Annotated in this window: 18 protein-coding genes; 6 read left to right on the top strand and 12 right to left on the bottom strand. The window is 44.5% G+C overall.

The annotated features are described in order from the left end of the window. Nucleotides 1-137: 137 nt before the first annotated feature. Nucleotides 138-2750: a bifunctional acetaldehyde-CoA/alcohol dehydrogenase gene (adhE, locus tag C161_RS30965; protein ID WP_036674963.1), complete on the bottom strand. Its 2613-nt coding sequence runs from the start codon at nt 2748-2750 to the stop codon at nt 138-140. Nucleotides 2751-3180: 430 nt separating this feature from the next. Between adhE and C161_RS30960 the strand changes: the two genes are divergently transcribed. After that, the gene (locus C161_RS30960) at nt 3181-3897 is read left to right on the top strand and encodes a Crp/Fnr family transcriptional regulator (protein ID WP_036614443.1); all 717 of its coding nucleotides are present in this window, start codon (nt 3181-3183) and stop codon (nt 3895-3897) included. 87 nt (nt 3898-3984) lie between these two features. On the opposite strand, the gene C161_RS30955 is transcribed toward C161_RS30960, so the two are convergent. The 6 genes from C161_RS30955 to C161_RS30930 form a co-directional block, all read right to left on the bottom strand. After that, nucleotides 3985-4698 carry a hypothetical protein gene (locus tag C161_RS30955; RefSeq protein ID WP_017687552.1) on the bottom strand — a complete coding sequence of 238 codons (714 nt, stop codon included), beginning with the start codon at nt 4696-4698 and terminating at the stop codon, nt 3985-3987. Between the two features lie 197 nt (nt 4699-4895). Next, nucleotides 4896-5627: a hypothetical protein gene (locus tag C161_RS30950; RefSeq protein WP_051450045.1), complete on the bottom strand. Its 732-nt coding sequence runs from the start codon at nt 5625-5627 to the stop codon at nt 4896-4898. Between the two features lie 194 nt (nt 5628-5821). After that, complete coding sequence (locus C161_RS30945; protein WP_074096966.1) at nt 5822-6118, bottom strand: winged helix-turn-helix transcriptional regulator; 297 nt, start codon at nt 6116-6118, stop codon at nt 5822-5824. Between the two features lie 331 nt (nt 6119-6449). After that, entirely contained in the window at nt 6450-7178 is a 729-nt protein-coding gene (locus tag C161_RS30940) for a ThuA domain-containing protein (protein WP_017687549.1), read from the bottom strand. 24 nt (nt 7179-7202) lie between these two features. Continuing rightward, nucleotides 7203-8171: a sugar phosphate isomerase/epimerase family protein gene (locus C161_RS30935; protein WP_036674961.1), complete on the bottom strand. Its 969-nt coding sequence runs from the start codon at nt 8169-8171 to the stop codon at nt 7203-7205. A gap of 201 nt (nt 8172-8372) precedes the next feature. Continuing rightward, the gene (locus tag C161_RS30930; RefSeq protein ID WP_036614448.1) at nt 8373-9485 is read right to left on the bottom strand and encodes a Gfo/Idh/MocA family protein; all 1113 of its coding nucleotides are present in this window, start codon (nt 9483-9485) and stop codon (nt 8373-8375) included. A 190-nt stretch (nt 9486-9675) separates the two neighbouring features. Here C161_RS30930 and C161_RS30925 point away from each other — a divergent pair, with 190 nt between their 5' ends. Then, nucleotides 9676-10494 carry an AraC family transcriptional regulator gene (locus tag C161_RS30925; RefSeq protein ID WP_036674960.1) on the top strand — a complete coding sequence of 273 codons (819 nt, stop codon included), beginning with the start codon at nt 9676-9678 and terminating at the stop codon, nt 10492-10494. A gap of 25 nt (nt 10495-10519) precedes the next feature. Here C161_RS30925 and C161_RS30920 read toward each other — a convergent pair whose 3' ends face one another. Beyond that, nucleotides 10520-10834, bottom strand: coding sequence for a hypothetical protein (locus C161_RS30920; protein ID WP_036674958.1), 315 nt, complete (start codon nt 10832-10834; stop codon nt 10520-10522). A gap of 32 nt (nt 10835-10866) precedes the next feature. Continuing rightward, complete coding sequence (locus C161_RS30915; protein WP_036674957.1) at nt 10867-11805, bottom strand: Gfo/Idh/MocA family protein; 939 nt, start codon at nt 11803-11805, stop codon at nt 10867-10869. 100 nt (nt 11806-11905) lie between these two features. Here C161_RS30915 and C161_RS30910 point away from each other — a divergent pair, with 100 nt between their 5' ends. Further along, complete coding sequence (locus C161_RS30910) at nt 11906-12616, top strand: TVP38/TMEM64 family protein (RefSeq protein WP_162158991.1); 711 nt, start codon at nt 11906-11908, stop codon at nt 12614-12616. A gap of 180 nt (nt 12617-12796) precedes the next feature. Beyond that, the gene (gene msrA, locus C161_RS30905) at nt 12797-13759 is read left to right on the top strand and encodes a peptide-methionine (S)-S-oxide reductase MsrA (RefSeq protein ID WP_036674955.1); all 963 of its coding nucleotides are present in this window, start codon (nt 12797-12799) and stop codon (nt 13757-13759) included. Nucleotides 13760-13862: 103 nt separating this feature from the next. On the opposite strand, the gene C161_RS30900 is transcribed toward msrA, so the two are convergent. The 3 genes from C161_RS30900 to C161_RS30890 form a co-directional block, all read right to left on the bottom strand. After that, nucleotides 13863-15098: an MFS transporter gene (locus C161_RS30900; RefSeq protein ID WP_036674953.1), complete on the bottom strand. Its 1236-nt coding sequence runs from the start codon at nt 15096-15098 to the stop codon at nt 13863-13865. 81 nt (nt 15099-15179) lie between these two features. Beyond that, entirely contained in the window at nt 15180-15788 is a 609-nt protein-coding gene (locus C161_RS30895) for a TetR/AcrR family transcriptional regulator (RefSeq protein WP_036614459.1), read from the bottom strand. A gap of 137 nt (nt 15789-15925) precedes the next feature. Next, entirely contained in the window at nt 15926-16726 is an 801-nt protein-coding gene (locus C161_RS30890) for a lipid II flippase Amj family protein (RefSeq protein ID WP_036614460.1), read from the bottom strand. Between the two features lie 1361 nt (nt 16727-18087). On the opposite strand from C161_RS30890, the gene C161_RS30885 reads away from it, so the two are divergent. Both C161_RS30885 and C161_RS30880 read left to right on the top strand, forming a co-directional pair. Then, on the top strand, nt 18088-18942 hold the full coding sequence (locus C161_RS30885) for a hypothetical protein (RefSeq protein ID WP_156946193.1): 855 nt from the start codon (nt 18088-18090) through the stop codon (nt 18940-18942). 213 nt (nt 18943-19155) lie between these two features. After that, complete coding sequence (locus C161_RS30880; protein ID WP_036674950.1) at nt 19156-19626, top strand: DUF2188 domain-containing protein; 471 nt, start codon at nt 19156-19158, stop codon at nt 19624-19626. Nucleotides 19627-19729 lie beyond the last annotated feature (103 nt).

Genomic DNA, 19729 nt, shown 5'->3' with positions numbered 1-19729 from the left:
AGAATAAATCCTGAAAAACAGATGCTCGCTCTTCTGTTTTTCTGCCCTCTCGTTATTGTGTGAAAGACGGCAATCGGGGCTCCCCTCTCGGGGAACCCTGATCTTCTTGCCGTAAAGCACGCTTTGTTCTAAATTTATTATTCAAACTTTCCGTAGAAAGCGTTGCGGTATACATCAGCCAGTTCAGTTACCAGCGGCAACTTCGGATTGGCGGTTGTACATTGGTCTTCGAAGGCACGGTCTGCCAGATAATCGACATGTGCTTCAAAGTCTTTGGCATCAAATCCAATTTCCTGGAACGATTCTTCAATGCCCAATGTTTTGTTCAGTTTGCGAATCGCATTGATGAGACTGGTTACGCCTTCTTCTGTTGTGCGAGCAGGCAATCCCAAGATACGGGCAATTTCGGCATACCGCTCATCCGCTACAAAGTGCGAATATTTCGGGAACGATGCAAATTTGGTCGGTTTTTTTGCGTTGTAACGAATGACGTGTGGCATCAGGATTGCATTTGTGCGTCCGTGTGCGGTGTGATACTGACCGCCCCATTTGTGCGCCAAGCTGTGGTTGATGCCCAGGAATGCGTTGGCAAACGCCATACCTGCAATCGTGGAAGCATTATGCATTTTCTCACGTGCCAGTTTATCTCCTTGCAGTGCCGATTGCTCCAGGTATTGGAATACCAGTTGGATTGCTTTGATCGCAAGTCCATCCGTGTAATCATTTGCCATAACAGATACATAAGCTTCAATCGCATGCGTCAGTACGTCCATACCTGTATCGGCAACGGCTGTTCTCGGCAGGGAGTACACGAACTCCGGATCGACAATCGCTACGTCTGGTGTCAGCTCATAGTCGGCCAATGGATATTTGGTGTTACCTTGATTTTTATCTGTGATAACCGCGAACGATGTCACTTCAGAACCTGTACCTGATGTGGTTGGGATCGCTACAAATTTCGCTTTTACGCCGAGACGTGGATATTTGTAGATCCGTTTGCGGATATCCATGAATTTTTGTTTCAGATCGTTGAAGTCCGTGTCCGGGTATTCATAGAACAACCACATGGCTTTGGCAGCATCCATCGGTGATCCACCGCCGAGTGCGATAATGCAGTCTGGTTGGAAGCGGCGCATCATTTCGGTTCCGCGGTCTACCGTTGTTGTGGATGGATCTGGCTCAACATCGGAGAATACTTCGATGGCTACCGGCATTTGGCGTTGACGCAGATAGTGTTCTACCTTTTCAACATATCCAAGCTTCACCATCATGGCATCCGTAATAATCGCCACACGTGTGATGTCAGGCATTTTGGCAAGATACTGCGTTGCCCCTTTTTCGAAGTAGACTTTGTTCGGCACTTTGAACCATTGCATATTCACGGTACGGCGAGCCACCCTTTTCACATTGATTAAGTTCACAGCGGTTACATTGGAAGAAGTCGAGTTACGTCCGTATGATCCGCATCCCAGTGTCAATGACGGCATGTTTGTGTTGTAGATATCCCCGATGGCACCATGTGTGGATGGTGAGTTCACAATAATCCGTCCAGTTTGCAAACGATCTGCGAATTTGCTGATCACTTCTTCATTTGTGGAGTGGATAACCGAGGAGTGACCCATGCCGCCAAAAGCAACCACTTCTGCTGCACGTTCAATGCCCTCTGCTGCCGTTTTAACTTTGTAACAAGCCAGTACCGGGCTTAATTTCTCAGCCGACAATGGGAATTTGGTACCTACCCCTTCAATCTCGGCCACGAGAATTTTGGTGCCTGCCGGAACTTCAATACCGCACAACTTCGCAATACTCACCGCAGATTGACCAACAATCGCCGGGTTCACCGCACATTTCTCGGCATTAATCGCACCTGCTGTCAATTTTGCTGCTTCATCTTTGTTAACAAAGTAACAGCCATTTGCAATCATTTTTTTCTTCACTTGATCGAAGATCGGTTCTTCAATGATGACCGCTTGTTCAGAAGCACAGATCATGCCGTTATCGAAAGACTTGGACAGGATCAAATCCGTTACTGCCTGATTGATATCCGCGCTTTTCTCGATAAAGCAAGGTACGTTACCCGGTCCTACGCCCAGTGCAGGTTTACCACAGCTGTACGCTGCACGTACCATGCCTGATCCGCCTGTTGCCAGAATGAGAGCCACATCATTGTGATTCATCAGTTCGTTTGTACGATCCATGGAAGGATCATCAATCCACTGAATGCAATCTGCTGGTGCACCATGTTTCACAGCCGCTTCCAGCAGGATTTTGGCAGCTTCCCGGCTACAATTCTGTGCAGATGGGTGAAAACCAAAGATGATCGGGTTACGCGTCTTGATGGAAATCAATGCTTTAAACATCGTCGTTGATGTTGGGTTGGTAACTGGTGTAATACCCATGATGATGCCGACCGGCTCCGCAATTTTCTGGAAGCTCTCATATTCGTTATCTTCAATCACACCTACGGTTTTATCGTACTTGATACTGTGGTACACATATTCTGTTGCAAATATATTTTTGGTGATTTTATCCTCATACACTCCGCGGCCTGTTTCTTCTACGGCCATCTTGGCGAGCATCATGTGTTTATCCAGACCCGCAAGTGCCATCGCTTGCACAATCCGGTCAATCTGCTTCTGGTCCATCTTCATGAATGCGGCGTGTGCTTTATTCGCTTTGTCGATTAACGTTTGAATATACTGACCTGCTGTCGGTTCTTTTGCTGGGGCGACTTCGTTCTTTACAGCCATCTCCCTCATCCTCCTAAAGGTTCGTATTAGTTTGTCTCTCTCGTTTACATTCACATCGTAACATGACAATAAACTTAATTATGTGATTTTTTTCACAAAGTATAACAAATTTAATTTAAGTTTTGTAGTGTCCTTCGTATGACCATTTTCACTTCCTATCTAAAATATAGAGCTGTAAAATTCATCCTCTCCATTAAAAGTGAATTTTATCACAATGTTTGAAATTTCGTCATTTTTGCCCCCTTTCCTTCCCCCTCAAACGGTAAGATTAGGTATATACTGAACTTAAAAATTGAACCACCGCAATTTGTACCGTCCTTCCTCCCGGCCGAGATGACCCTGATCAGGACGGCAACGGTTTGCGGCGAACCTCGGAGGCTACTGCTTACTACAGAAGGTCGTCCGATGGACATAAAGGGGAGATAGACTTATGAGAGAACTAACAACTGTACTGGAAAAGCGCGGTAATACTAACTGTTTCTCGGAAGCAAATTTCAACCATCTGCTGGTTACCATGAAAGATAGAACCTATCCGGAAGGTACACATCTGTACTGGGAAGGCGACATCTCTGACAAACTTTATTATATGAAACGGGGCCGTGCCCAGATCACCAAATCCACGGATGAAGGCAAGGAACTGATCATGTATATGTATCAATCCGGTGATATGATTGGGCAGGCTGATCCCTTCTTTGGCTCTAAACACAGCTTCTCAGCGGAAGTATTGGAGGACAGTGAGATCGGTGTACTGGAACATAAAGACCTGGAAATGTTAATTTGCCAGCATTGTGACTTCGCGATCGATTTTATGAAATGGATGGGCATCCACCACCGGTTGACACAGACCAAATTCCGGGATCTCATGTTATATGGCAAACCGGGTGCACTTTGCTCCACCCTCATTCGGTTGTCGAATTCGTATGGTGAGCCTCATGGAGAGCATGTCATTATTCACAAAAAAATTACCCATACGGATTTGTCCAATATGATTGGAGCCACTCGTGAAAGTGTAAACCGCATGTTAAGCGATCTGCGTAAGAAAGATGGGATTGAATATGACAATGGCATGATTGTCATCAAAGATCTGAAGATGCTGCAAGGAATCTGTCACTGTGAGCTTTGCCCGAACGAGATCTGTCGTATTTAATATTTGACTATGCTAATCGGATCTTGTTTATATATTTAATGAAAAAAAGCCCAGTTCTCTAAAAAGAGATTGGGCTTCTTGGTATACTTAGGATGCATTGGTTAATTCAAGCTTAACCGCATCACGTGGATTCAATTTCATGTCCAGACCATTTTCCATTAATTCTTTGTCATTCACCATAATGACCCACCGCTCATTCATACGAGGCGTGACATTCTCGACCGAAACGACAAATTTGTTATTCTCCGACATTCTTACAATGCCGCTGGACTTCAACACATCACGAACTGTGCACTCTTGAACGTAGACGCCGGCATATTGACGATTAAGGGTTGGCATAATGTTTCCACCGCTAACCTTGAGTAACGTTGTCTGATATGCAACGCCATCCCCCCCACTGTCAGCGGCTTTCACGTAAATGATCACTTCATCTTTGGCATGAAGCTCCATGTCCCAATCTTCCTGTTCAATATCCTTGCCATTTAATTTGACAGCCCAGCTCAGCGAAGAATCCAGAGAAACTTCACCCACGGATTGAATCCGCTTGCCATCTGCCGTAAAATCAACCAGTCCGCTATTGAGTAATGCTTTTTTGAGTGTCAAACCCTCACTAAAATCTCGCTTAATGGACTTTGTTGCATCAGGCAAAAACGTACTGCCATCTACAGCCACTGTGATTGTATTCGCTGTTTCTGTCTCTTTGACAATTGGCTGCTCAGAAGGCTGTGTCTCACTACAACCAGCCAAGATCGCCAGTAGGAGCAAACATACACCTATGTAACCGGGGATTTTCTTCATCATGTAGGTAACACCACCCTGCGTAAAATCATTCACCCTGTTGTCCATAACCTCTATTATGGCACAACCTTCGGCAAAAAAAAGTGTCAAAGCCGTTACTTTTATAGGGTACCGCCTGCAAATAAGGCTTGTACAAGAAAGAGAGCCTGCACACAGGCTCTCCAATCTAAATTATTTTTACGTTATCATTGGTTACGTTATCATTGGACACAAGCCTGCATGTATGTCCGTCCTCCATCTCCATCTTTCAGATATGGATTAAGCCCGAAGAACTGCTCCTCAGACACATAGACCCCTGTCAGCAATCGCCCTTCAAGTAATCCACCATCCACCTGTACGCAGCATGAAGGTGCGTCTACATACTCCTGATACAACGGAATCTGCCCATATTGTTGATGGACCTTAAATACCTTCCCTTGCTCATGCAAAGGGCGTTCCGAGAAATAGGTAGGCACAATGTAACGGGCAATGACATCCAGCTCCTGCACGCTATAAAAGGGTTCATCACCAAGCCATGGTGCAAACATTCGAATCTTCTCATATTGAGACCAGACAACCGCCTGAATCAGCATTTCTGCCTCAACCAACCGACCTTCTCCCACATCTAAAGCCAATTGCTTAGCATGCATAGTTTCTTCCATCTGAGACATCGTTGAATCAGGTTGTCCCAGCTCACATCCGATACACTTCCAGCCCCTGGACGTTTGAATCCATTTTTGCAGCACCGCCGGAGCTAATTTCGGACCATCGCTGTTCACAGAATGCGTATTCACTTCGGCAAGATCATCCTTAACCGAACGGGAATATGCTGTGCGCTTAAACAACTCTGCAGCTTTTTTGTAAATTAGATGGACCTGAATGGATGCGCTCTCAAGTTCTGCAATATCTTTTTTGCCGTAGCGTACTTCACGGGATAAGCTTTCTTCTCTCATGACAAGTGGGCCTCCTTCGCTCCGGCCGTCTGTGGCCATTTTCTATAGATTATACTACAACTCATGACAACATGTGCATAGCCCAAGAGAAAAACGCCGAACAACATAGTACTTAAGACAAAAACCCCTGATTTCCACAGAAATCAGGAGTCTATGTCATTCATGCAACAAAAGTGGGTGATATTGCTTATGCGTTAGTCAACCCACTGCTCAGCCCAGTCTTGAATTTGATTCATGACAGGCTGGAGCGCTCTACCTTTATCCGTCAGTTCATATTCAATACGAACTGGCGTCTCGGGATAGACGTGACGAACCAGAATACCTTCACTCTCCAGATCTTTCATCCGTTCGGATAACATCTTATCACTCATGGATGGAATCAGATTGGAGATATCCTTGAATCGCTTCGAACCACTCATCAATGTTTGAATAATTAAACCATTCCAGCGCTTGCCCAAAAAAGAAAACGCCGTCTCAAAACGCGGACACATCCGCAAGTCTTGACCTTCCACATTAATCACCTCTTTAGAGATCACTCAAATCAACTTACATTTTGTTAGTATATTTCATAATAACATATTTAAGCTTCAAAGAAAACGCCTGCAACTAAAAAGTTTAAATTTTAGAAGCATATCATCCAAAATGGATCATACATCCCAGTATACATTACACGCTACGTCGTCACCATGGGAAATATCGTATAACTTCCCCATAGTACTATCTTACCCAAAAAGAACCCAGCTGCCACAGTCATCAATGACTCGGAGAAGGGTTCTTTTTGAATAAAACTTATAATTTCCATTACACGATTGAGTTAGTGAATTAGACCAGCACGCCACCAAATGGTCTTACAGGTTCGCTCTTGCCAAATTCCGGCTTAAAGCTGCGGGCAGGATATGCCCATTTCACAGCGTTGCTGATCACTCTTAATATTTCCGGTTTGTAATAGGTCGGATATGTCTCATGACCTGGTCGGAAATAAAAGATTTTACCTTCACCACGCCGGAACGTACATCCGCTCCGGAATACTTCCCCACCCTGGAAGTTGCTCACAAACACCAGTTCATCCGGTACTGGAATATCGAAGAATTCACCGTACATCTCTTCTTTTTCCAATACAATCTTGCCTTCGATGCCATCCGCAATCGGATGAGATGGGTTAACACACCATACAATTTCCTGCTCGTCAGCTACACGCCACTTCAGATCGCAGCTTGTTCCCATCAGCGCTTTGAATGGTTTGGAGAAATGACCTGAATGGAGCACAATCATTCCCATCCCGTTCAGCACTCGCTGCGCAACCTTCTGTGAGATCTCATCGCTTACGCGATCATGTGCCATATGTCCCCACCATATGAGCACATCTGTGGAATTCAGCACTTCATCACTTAATCCGTGTTCAGGCTGATCCAGTGTAGCTGTACGAATAGCAAAGCCTTCGCCGCCAAGTCCGTCAGCCAGTGCTCGATGCAGACCATCCGGGTAGACTTCCCTTACTTCATCGTGAATTTTCTCATGGACAAATTCATTCCAAATGGTGACGTTGATCATATTCAATTTCCCCCTAGTGTAGCTCTAAACCCACCACATATCGCCCAGCGGTTCTTCGATTAATACTTGCTGGAGATTTTGCACAGCTTTAGAGAATCCTTCTTCAACCGACATCAGACCGTCTTCGTGCTCAATACTTACTACATAATCATATCCGACCAGACGCAAGGCACTCATAATATCTGCCCAAGTCTTGTTATCATGTCCATAACCGACCGAGCGGAACTGCCAAGCCCGATCCAGCATATTGGTATAGTCCTGCATATCCGTTACACCGTGTTTGTTCACGTTTACCGGATCAATTGTTGTATCTTTTGCATGGAAGTGATGGATAGCCCCTTCACGTCCCAAGATGTGAATTGCCTGAACCGGATCAATACCTTGCCACCACATGTGACTTGGGTCCAGATTGGCTCCGATCACTTCACCTGCTGCTTCACGCAGTCTCAGCAAGGTTGCTGGTGTATGAACGGAGAATCCACCGTGCAGCTCCAATCCAACTTTTACGTTACGATCTGCTGCAAATTTACCCCACTCTGTCCAGTAAGGGATCACTTTGTTCTCCCACTGCCACTTCAGGATCTCCTGGAAGTCATTTGGCCATGGTGCAACAGGCCAGTTCGGATATTTGGCATCCTCATGGTCTCCCGGACAACCGGAGAATGTATTCACTACAGGTACTTCCAGCTTCTCAGCCAGTTCTACCGTTTTAACAAAATCATCGTGAAATCCTTTGGCAATATCCTTTTGCGGATGTAGCGGGTTACCATGACAGCTGAGTGCACTGATCGTCAAACCACGTGATTCCACTGCATTTTTGAAGTTTTTCAATGCTGTAGGATTGCTTAATAACTCATCTGGCTTACAATGTGCATTGCCTGGATGTCCGCCTGTTCCGATCTCTACTGCTTTTAATCCCTTGGATGCTACATAATCAAGAGCATCCTCCAATTTACGTCCTCCGAATAGTACCAAAAATACGCCGAGTTTCAAGTGCGATTCCTCCCTGGATTAGATATCGTATGATTGCTGAATTCATGAATATTGAACTGTATACAATTACCGTTCAGATCACATGCCTGTTTGATTAGTGTGGAAAATCGAGAGTGTTTCTATCCTGAAATTGAACGTAAGAATACTGGTTATTCTGCTTCACTCGTAAGAGCATCAAGCTTCGAACACTTATTGCTCAGACTAGTGGGATTCCACGGTTTCAATCTCAGTTTGAACTGTGCGAGTTACTGCAAAAGAATCATAGCTGCTTTCCAGATGTATGTGCTTGCCTTCAAGTGAAGAACGCTGGAATGAATGCATGGCTTCCAGTACGTGATAAGCAAGCTTGCCACTGGCTTTGTGTTCCCGTCCGGCACGAATGGATTCAACCATTTCCGTTACGCCGATGCCTCGTTCGTTTTGTCCACTTTCGAAGACTGGTTTGACCGTCTCCCAAGTGTCTTGACCGTATCTGCGAACCTTCACTTCCCCGTTAAAATAATTGGGGTCCGGTACACTAAGCGTACCTTCTGTACCATAGATTTCAATACGTGGCAGATCCGAAGCTCCACGAATATCAAAACTGGTGATCATGGTTGCAATGGCACCCTCTGCAAAATCAATGGTTCCTGCCAAGTGGGTAGGCGTCTCTACTTGCAGTGCTGTGCCTTCCTTCGGCCCAGAGCCAATCTTGCGATCTGCAATCTGTATGCCTGCCGAGGCGCTGATTCTGCGTATCGGTCCAAGCAGCGTAATCAGAGCGGTCAGGTAGTAAGGTCCCATATCAAACATCGGTCCGCCACCTGCGACATAAAAGAACTCCGGATTAGGATGCCAAGCTTCTGGTCCTCCACCCATAAAGAATGAAGTCGCTGCAACCGGCTTTCCAATGAGCCCATCCTCAATGGCTTTACGAGCTGTCTGTATGCCTGAACCAAGGAAGGTATCCGGTGCAGAACCAACATACAATCCCTTTTCCTCAGCCAACTCAACAACCTTGCGACCATCCTCAAGAGAAATTGCCAGCGGCTTCTCGGCATACACATGTTTGCCTGCTTCGAGTGCAGCCAGATCGGTCATGGCATGACTGCCAGGAACCGTAAGGTTCAACACAAGTTCAATTTCGTTATTTTGCAGCAACTCATCTACATTGTAAACGTTTGCGATATTAAATTCATCTGCCCGTTCCTGAGCGCGTTCACGAATCAAATCCGCAACAGCCACGACTTCAATGACCGGGTTGTTTTTGAGATTTTCCAAGTAGATGGCGCTGATGTTACCACACCCGATGATGCCTGCTTTCATTTTCTCCACTGTGATGTTCATCTCCTTACGCATGGTGAAAATCTGCGTTTGAATGGTTGAGATACATATGTTTTGTTGGATGTTTCCTGTTCCTTAAATCTAATACTATGGTATTCCGTTTCAGCTTCAATTAAAATGAATAATATGATTGAAACATGAACTATCTGGTCATAATTTTCAAATTGCAAGGAGTATGCTCATGCCGACAGATCAAACCTGCCAAGTTCTTACAGCAGGCTTTTCATTTCATCGTAAACCCTACGCTATGGTGCAGCCTGAAGGGGTGAAGAACTACCTGTTAAGACTGCAAACAGACGGACGTTGCCGTGCACGCATAGACGGGGACATGTCCCTGGTGGATGCGGGCGATCTGCTTCTTTTTGATCCTGACGAACCCTATGAGCTGAGAATAGACAATGAAACCAATCCGATGGGAGAACGACTAGTGGAGAGTGGTGACTATCACATCTTCTTTAATGGTTCCTGGGTGGATGAGTGGTGGAAACGTCACAAACGGCCGACCCGAATCAAAGTCGAACTGACGGAAAGTCTCTTGGTCCTGTTTCGACAGCTCGTACTGGAGCAGCGCCGCATCTCCAATCCTTATCCGGAAATTTCAAGTTATTATATGCGAATTTTATGTCTCGAAGTGGATCGTCTGCTCGCGGAGCATCCAACGATAACCAACACCAATTATGTGGCTTATGAGATCAAAAACTACATTGAAGAAAACGCTTCCTCTTTATTCAAGCTCGATGATGTGGCAACACATATTGGCATCAGTGTTTCACGGGGCGTTCATCTCTTCAAAGAAGCGTTTGGCAAAAGCATCATGCAATACACGCTTGACGTACGGCTGAATATGGCCAGGGAACGAATTATTTTCAGTCCAATGACCCTGGAGCAAGTGTCTGAGTCTTCCGGCTTTAACAACTATACCTATTTTCATCGGGTATTCCGTTCCCGGTTCGGCATGTCCCCGAAGGAATTCCGCGTCATTCACCGGGAACAGATGTAATCATACCAGTATACGTAAGTTGAACTTATTTGCGCGCGGCTATGGCCTCGGATACAACCATCGCCAGATCTTCATTGCCAAACATGGACAACACGCCAAGTACCGTATCATCCGGGATCTCACCGGCTTCCTCCTTGGATACAATCAGCTTCTGCACCTGCTGCAAACGCTCGTTGCTCTGCTGATCCGGGTAGGCTTGCCGGTACATCTCTTCCGGGTCCAAACCATTATTGACACACCACTGGGCAAATACGAGGATCATCATCTCTTCTTCCTGTTTATAGGTTTCTACAACAGCTTCCTCGATCTGTTTATTACGTTCCTTTTCATATTCATCCATGACTTGTATTCCTCCGTATGTGTATTCTGCAATTATTTGCGAATCAATTGTTCCGCCAGTTCATGACTGTCCATGACGTGACTTGCACTGATCAGGCAATCATCAGGTGAGTCCAGACAAGCCAGGAAATTATCAACTGCTCCGCTAAAACCTCTGCGTGTTAACACGGTTTCCCAGCTCCCGAACGTTTCTTTGGTTTCCAGACTCCCCTGTTCCATGCAGCTGATCGTGTCCATGTTCACCACTTCAACAGATCGTCCACCACCATGCAATTCGATCTTCTCCAGATCTGCCCCAGCTTCACGCACCATATCGAATCGACCGTAGGCTGTTCTGCCCAGCTTGGCCGTTCCGGTTGCGTGCAGCAGTCTGTCCAGATCATTCTTTCGAATCCATTGATGAAGCAACTCCACATTATGATCCGAGTACCACAACATCAGATCCAGCATATGGATGAGATCATCATAGATAGTTTCTGCCGCAGGACGATCCTGAATGCCTGTACGATGTTTGGTCACTGTCAAGGATTCAAAACCTTTTCCACCCTGCATCCATTCTTTCGCTTTTTGGTACATCGGTGCGAATCTACGGTTAAAGCCTACTGCGAGTAGCAGCCCTTGTGCCTCGGCAAAAGCAGTCATCTCTTCCGACTCCCGAATCGTATAGGATAACGGTTTGTCTACGTACACGGCTAATCCCTGTTCCAGACATTGCATGACAATGTCAAAGTGCGCTTCCGTTGCTGTATGTACAAACACCGCATCCAAGTCCCAGGACAACAGTTCTTTCAGATCCGTTGTTCCCCGTTCTAATCGATACGCCTCCTGAACGGCTTTGACCGGCTCCGGAGATCGGTTCATAATGCCTACAATCTCCACGTTCGGATGAGCTGTTAACAGCGGCAAATATACTTTACGTGCAATATCGCCGAGGCCGATAATTGCAACTCGTTTACGTTGGGTTGTTTCCATGATGATCATTCCACCTTCAGTTCGGTTCTATATTTCCACGTCCTATAGTGTAACCCTTCGGACAGCAACTTGCCAGTGATTGCAGCACACTTCGCACGAATTGTTCAGACAATGGGCGAACGTGGTAAACTTAGGAGGAACAGCAGTACAGATCGGGACACGACCAGACCTGCCTGATCTGAAAGGAGCGTTTGGGATTTTGCGAAAATGGTTATGGCTTCTGTTATATGTTTTACTTGCAGGAGTCACGTTTATTTACAGATATGAACTGCTGGCCTGGACAGATCTTCATCAGTCCATTCCGCTGTTACTCGCCATGGCAACATTGTTTGCTCTTGTGCCTGTAATTCCTTATAAGTTTGTTATTATCGCCTTTGGTTACAGTTACGGTACCACCACAGCAGCCTGGATATGCTGGCTTGGCACCACACTTGCAGCCATGCTCGTTTACGGCGGAGCAAGAACCATCTTCAGACATCAGGCGAGATCGTACCTCGAACGCATTCGGGGTCTGAACCGTTTTACCACATGGATGGAAGCACATCCGTTCATGGGTGTCATGTCGATGCGACTGTTGCCGATCGTGCCTCAGATGGCCGTTAATATCTACGCAGGTATAACGTACACGCCATTCTGGGTCTTCATGCTTGCCACGGCCATTGGGAAAATGCCAGCGATTTTTGTATTTGCCTATGCAGGTGCACAAGCTGAAACCTCAATCTGGCTGAGCCTGGCCATCCTTGCCGGATATCTGGTGTTCATGGCCATTGTATTACTCTTATTTCGCTTTCGGTCACGCAACAAAGCCTGAATTCAGAATTCGCAAACCGTTCAGATTCAGCTTGTTTTCATTCCGGCTTGGTTGGCTCGCCAATTCAGGATATAATAGAAGAGCAAGCCTAATGCTTGTGTAACAAGTTTAATAAAACGGTAGATTGCTGGAGCTCGAACACGAGCGCTAAATCTTCATCAGAAATGGAGTGACTATAGCATGGAACAACATTCAAGTGAGTTAGCAACTTTTGCAGGCGGATGCTTCTGGTGTATGGTATCCCCCTTTGAAGAACTGCCCGGTATTCATAAGATCGTATCGGGTTATACAGGAGGACATACCGAGAATCCAACATATGAAGAGGTCTGCTCGGAGACAACAGGACATGTAGAGGCTGTACAAATTACGTTTGACCCTGCCATCTTCCCTTATAAGAAACTGGTTGAACTGTTCTGGCAGCAGATTGATCCTACGGATACAGGCGGGCAATTCCATGACCGTGGATCTTCCTATCAGACGGCCATCTTCTATCACAGTGAAGAACAGCGCCAGATTGCGGAAGCTTCCAAAGCGGAGCTGGGACAAAGTGGACGTTTTGACAAACCAATCTTCACACCCATTTTGCCAGCCAAACCGTTCTATGAAGCGGAAGAACATCATCAAAATTATCACCGGAAGAACCCTGCCCATTACAAACGCTACAGCAAAGGTTCTGGACGTGTAGATTTCATCGAACGTAACTGGACCGGTAACGTGGATAAAGACGGGCTGAAAGAGCGTTTGACGCCGCTTCAATATGAAGTTACGCAGAACAGCGCGACCGAGCCTGCATTCCATAACGAATTCTGGGATCACCACGGTGATGGTATCTATGTGGACATCGTATCTGGCGAGCCATTGTTCAGTTCTACCGACAAATACGACTCCGGCTGCGGCTGGCCGAGCTTCACACGTCCATTGCGTGACCACAACGTGAAGGAAAAAACTGATCTCAGCCACTTCATGATTCGTACCGAAGTGAGAAGTCGTGAGGGCGATTCCCATCTGGGTCACCTGTTCAACGATGGTCCTGCCGAAGCAGGTGGAATGCGTTATTGCATCAACTCTGCGGCACTTCGTTTTGTACCCAAAGAAGAGTTGCAAAAAGAAGGATACGGTGAGTACGCCGTCCTTTTCCAATAAGTTATAATACAAATACAAAAAGAGCAGTGGGATGATCCCGCTGCTTTTTTGTTGTACATTTTTGTTTTCATAGACGAACTATTGTTGCACAAGAATGCATTGATTAGGTTTGTCTCGAAGAGATTTCCGAATTCAATTGGCTGGCAGGAGCCGTCTGATCATTACGAAATTGAATTCGCATCGCTGGAACAATACCCAGGATCATCACGGTAACCGAGATTGCGTAGACGATAAAAATGGATGTGCTGTTCATCAGTACACCTGCCATGGAAGATCCAAGAAGCATACTTCCTATGAATAAAGGTGTGATGGTGCCATTCACTCTCCCGATCAAATGCTCATCGATCCGAGTGACCAAGTATGTGGAGATGATGACGTTGATGAATGCCATACTGATTGAGCTTAAGAAGCTGATCAAAAGGGTCAACCAGAACCAACTGGATAACACTTCCCCCATCGTGGCTACAGCCAGACACAGCACACCTACAAGCAGAGTTAAGGTCTGGTTCAGCTTGGCACTTACAGCAGCCGCAATACCTCCTCCAATCAATAAACCTATTCCGGACGCTCCAGAGAGAAACTGTAACGACGTTGCTTCAAGTCCCAGACGTTCGGTGATCAGAAATATTCCAAGTGGGCTGATGAGACCCGCAGAAAGCCCTATACAGATGAATACCAAACTAAGCATTTTTAACGAGCGAGATCGAGCAACATATTGCCACCCCTCTTTGATATCCGCTAATAATGAGGTATTTGTTTCCCGCTGGGTGGCGTCTTTAGGAAGCAATGTGAGTAGAAGCGCAGAGATCAGGAATAGAATGAGTAATGCGTACATGGATGCCTGAATTCCCATTGCAGTGTATATAAACGTTCCAACGATTGGTCCGAGAATTAAAAACAACGATTGACCACTCTGTGTAATAGCAATTGCAGACTGCAAATGTTCTCCCTTTACATTTCGCCTCACAATCTTTAGAGAGGATGGTTGAGAAAACTGGCTAACGATAGAGGATACAAACGTGGCTACGTATAGAATCTGCCAATACCCGGAAGATAAAACACCGATAATCATGACAATAGACAACGCACTCAGAATATCCCCCAGTATCATCGTACGTTTGGGATTCCAGCGATCAGCAAGTGCACCACCAATGATGGAGAAAACAAAAATCGGAGCATATTCAAGTACGGTAATCAGCGAGACGGCTATTGGACTTCCCTGAGTTCTATCCATCACATAATAGAGGATCGCCATATTCCGGATCCATATCGCCAGATTTTGCAGCAGATCAGACCCTGTCACGATTAAAAAAGCTTTGTTTCTGAACAATGTGTTCATTCGCCATCTCCTCTTTTAAACCGACTGTCCGGTTTATTAATATTTAAAAAGAAAAACTGACGTTACATCAGCTTTTCATGGTTAACCTTGTTGAATACCTGCCAGCAGACTGGCCATGCCTTTGTGGTAAATACGACGAATATCTGTCAGGTCCTTCTCATAATAGAGTGTAGTCAATCCGCTAAACAGACCGTAGATGATGTGCATTACATCCTGTGGGTCATCCGGTTTTAACTCTCCATCTTCCATCCCTTTAGTAATAATGGACTCGTATGTCGCATACGGAATTCGGATCAGGGAAAGCATCTCATCAAGCATCTCCTGACTGACGACCTGACCCGAGACAAACTCGTTAATGGCGTGATTCAGCGGGTTAGCCAAATCATCTACATAATGGTCAGCAAGTCCGTACAGTTTGTCTATGGCAGTCTTATACCCGGATTCTTTGTCCAACCAAGCATCCATCCAATCTTCATTGTTAAGCTTGATTAGATACATGAATAACTCTTCTTTGCTTTTGAAATGATAATAGATGCTGCCTTTACTCCGATTGTTAATCGTACATATGTCTTCCATGGAAGTTGCACTATATCCCTTTTGGGCAAACAGTTCCTTGGTATTACGTGCAATGTCTTTTTTTATCTGGGCAACATCTTTTCTTCGTTTAACTTCGATTGGAAAAACCTCCATAAATTAAACCGACTATTCGGTCTAATAGTATCACAACACAAATACTCCGTCAATTCATTTTGCACAGGCACCCTCTCATTTGCTGTTTCAAAAGGGGGTACAAGAGAGTGCCTGGCTACAATTCAGGAAAGAAGAAGTCACATCATACTTACAATCCAACCGATCCAATACGCAAATGGAATTAATAACAACTGTGCCAACAGTGTACCGAATAAACGGGATACGAGCATGCAACCATAAATCTGATTCATGCGATCCAAACGGATCTCGCCACGTAATGATTTGTCACTAAGCAGGGAAATCCGCGGATCAATCAGGATGGTTAACAAAATAGTCGCTATTCCGTTAATTAACCCGGTTGATTGGGATGCAGCTACAGCCTGCCCTGGGTAAAGGTACGCTGCGTATAAGCTGGACAGGACACCTGTGGTATAGATTGCGGTTACCGCTACATTAAGCAGCATTAACCGTCTTGGCATCCCATGTTGTACCAATCGTTTGGCCATCTTCCAGGATGGCGGGGTGATGTAATACGTTGCATTTCTAATCTTGCTTCGCTTCAGCATACCGCGAACCATCGCAGGGATGGAACCGGCTGCTTCAAAATGTACAACCATTCTTGATGAGAGCTTCACCATAGTTGGAAAACACAATATGGCTAATGCCGTTCCAATTGTTGCCGCACCCATTAACCAGTGCAGCTGCGCCGCAAAGTGTGGATTGGTTCCACGTGTTGCAGTATCCACTAGATTACCTACCATCGGACCCTGGGCCATATTCGAGGTTCGAGAAACCAACAACAAGATACCTGCCAATGAAATGGCCAACGCGATTCTGCGGGTGCGTAGTCCACCAAGGCGGAGCGCGTATGACAAGCTGTCTGCGGCATGAATCAGCATGGTGAACAGCATAGGGATTGCCAGGCTAAGACTAAACATATGTATGTACTCCTTTATATTCCTGTTATTGAACTTATTTCTTTCATGGACAGCATTATACTCCTCTGGCTTGCAAATGGGGCATTTATCGAAAAACTGCTCCTTGCTAACTTGACTAACGTTTCAGGTTAGTTGATTGATTGCTCGTTCAGCAGATTTAAGCCCTCCTACTAAATTCTCTCCCTAATCGTATCATTAATTTTAGAGTAGCGATGTAAAGCGAGAACATGTATCTCACAGATAAAATAGCTTCAATTGGATTGCTAAAAAAGCTTTAATCAATGTAACATAATAACTAGAAATGAGGTTTTTTAGATATGACAAATTTTAATATGAAGTGCGATGCCTACTGAAAATAAATAAAAAGGGCCCATGGCCGGTATCGTTTAAAATGAAGTCACTTCAACACCATTCACACAAGGAGAATCCAATCCGGAGCTACAGACATCTTAGCATAGTTGAACGGCAGCAAGCTAGAAATCCTCCATAGATAAGGTAAAAGCTCAAGAGCAGGTTCAAAGCTTATTACAGGTTCTTCGGAATAAGAGGAAGCGTCAGAAACCCGCAGAAAAACGCGGTAAATTCGCCATTGGAAGAACTATTCAGATCGCCCGAAAGAAGTCCGTTCCCGTGAAACATTTGAGCACTGGATATCGTTGTATCGGGTCTTTAAAATAGTAAGGGGCTGCGTAGCGACGTTGATTGAGCGCAAAACGCGTCTATCTACCGCTGTTCTCATGCCCGACCACACCGCGATGTTGATGGAGATTGCACTCGGTATAGCGATCTCACAGTATTTCCCGGGAACCTTTCTCACAGCCACGGCTGAACGAGGTAAGGAGTTCGCATGCTATGCCATTCTGGAATCCACCCATAACCTTTTCATATTTTGCTGATTGTATTCATCCTAACATTACGGATACAATGAAAATATGAAAAGGTTGTTTCGAAAGCTTTTCCCTGAGCTACCGATTTTTCGGGGTGGATGATGATGATCTCACCCATTCACTCCATCTAATGAATCTCAGACTCCGAAAATACTTGGTTTGGAAGACCGCTCACGAAACTTTCACAGAGGAACTGTCGTATTTGGTTTGAAAATCCGTCATATTAATAACTAAATTTAAAATTGACTGTATTAAGAAGTTTACTTCTGAAGCATGAAATTGTAAGGAGGAATTATTATCTGGAAAAAGATAGAGTACATAAAAAACACATTTTATACTCACCTTATAGAAAATAACGTAGAAGAATCATATATTTTGGACTCCAATATAGTATTATTTTTAAGGAACTTATTCTATTCACCTTCTAAAATTCCAGATGCGGAACTCAAAGGATGGTTGGAGTTTGTAAAGTTTTTGAAGACAAAAAAAGTAATAGGTAGCATGGCGGTTCAAGAATTATCATGGGATTTTGCAAAATTGAGTGTAGATGCCATTAAATACAGAAGATTAAACAGTGCTTTGGAAAGCTTATTAAGCGAGCCGCTTCAACTTGAACGAATTCAAAATAAAATTGATCATGAGGATACTCTCGTAAGTAAGAGCTCGAGTAAACGTTCTCTTGATAACATTCATCTAAATTCTGAGCAAAATATACACGTAGTACCTACAATGTGTGTTTTACTTAAGTTTTATGAATTATCAAAGCTCTATGATGTAGAGAAAGACTATAAGATTATTTTTAAAAATTTATGCAGTTTTATGGCAAGCGGAATCAACATGGTGGGTGCTTATGAATTATCACTACTTCAGAGAATTCTATTTTCTCAAAATATAGACAAAGTTAAAGAAATCCGTAGATTACTTAAGTTAGACTCTAAATCAGATTTTAAAAAGAATTTGTGGAACGCTAGCTATGATATAACTTTTATGAGATCTCTTAATGCACTCCCTGTGCAGGCAATGAGAGGCGAACCTATTAATAGTATATATAATCCTGTTCTTGTAACTAAAGATATTGACTTAGCTAGCATGACTAGGGAAATTTTAGAAAATACTGAAATAGCAGAAACTAATGGAAAACTGTACCCTCATCTCCGATTCGAGCTTGAAAAAGAAGAGGATAAGATTTTCATTTTTTCATGTATTGAGAGCTTAAAGCTGCTTTCGCAACAAAGGTATTCAATAAACAAGAAAAAAAGTTTATCTCAACGGATGGAGGAATTACGAGAAACAATCAAACAAACTGAAGAAAGAATAAACACTTTATGAGAGATAAAGAAATTATGAGACCATAATGAAATAAGAGATCTAATAAGATTTCTTTTTTATAGGTAATGGACTGTAATATGAAGTGCAAAAGTATAGGAACGAGATCTTTCTGAATCATCGGTAAATGCACTCACCACTCTACCTGTTTAACGTTTACCCCTTCCGTCACTGGGTAATATACCACTAATCCATTATTGTACAGGAGGGGTTTATATGCCTTGGAACAAACAGGATTATCCGGTATCCATGAAGAACCTGGAACCACGTGTTAGACATAAAGCAATTGAGATTGCTAATGCTCTGCTCGATGACGGGTATGAGGAAGGACGCTCGATTGCCATAGCGACAGCTAAGGCGGAAGAATGGGATGAAAATCATCCCGCACCGGAAAGTTCGAAATCGGACTCCACATCTTCTTCCGATAATTCCAACCCTAAAAAGTCGTCTTCCACAGATCGTCGTCATTCCGAGCCCGTCTCTTCGTCCAAAAGTCATGACAACATCCATGTCGTGCCTACTGACTCCGGCTGGGCGATCAAGGAAGAAGGAAAGTCTACCTATCTGTCCACATTTGATACTAAGGCAGAAGCTGTAAATAAGGCCAAAGAACTGAGTAGCAAACAAAATATTCGAGCGATTATCCATAATCAGGATGGTCAGATTGCTTCTTCGATCAAGTCTTGAATGAATCGGAAAACAACAAAATCCCTTTTGCTACTGAAGAGCAGTCAAAAGGGATTTTGTATGAACTTTAACTATCAAGACCTGAATGTGCATACAGGTTATG

This window comes from Paenibacillus sp. FSL R5-192, from assembly GCF_000517845.1.
GTDB classification, from domain to species: domain Bacteria; phylum Bacillota; class Bacilli; order Paenibacillales; family Paenibacillaceae; genus Paenibacillus; species Paenibacillus amylolyticus.
The sequence above is the reverse complement of the archived record's forward strand: the minus strand, read 5'-3'. Positions and strand labels throughout refer to the sequence as shown.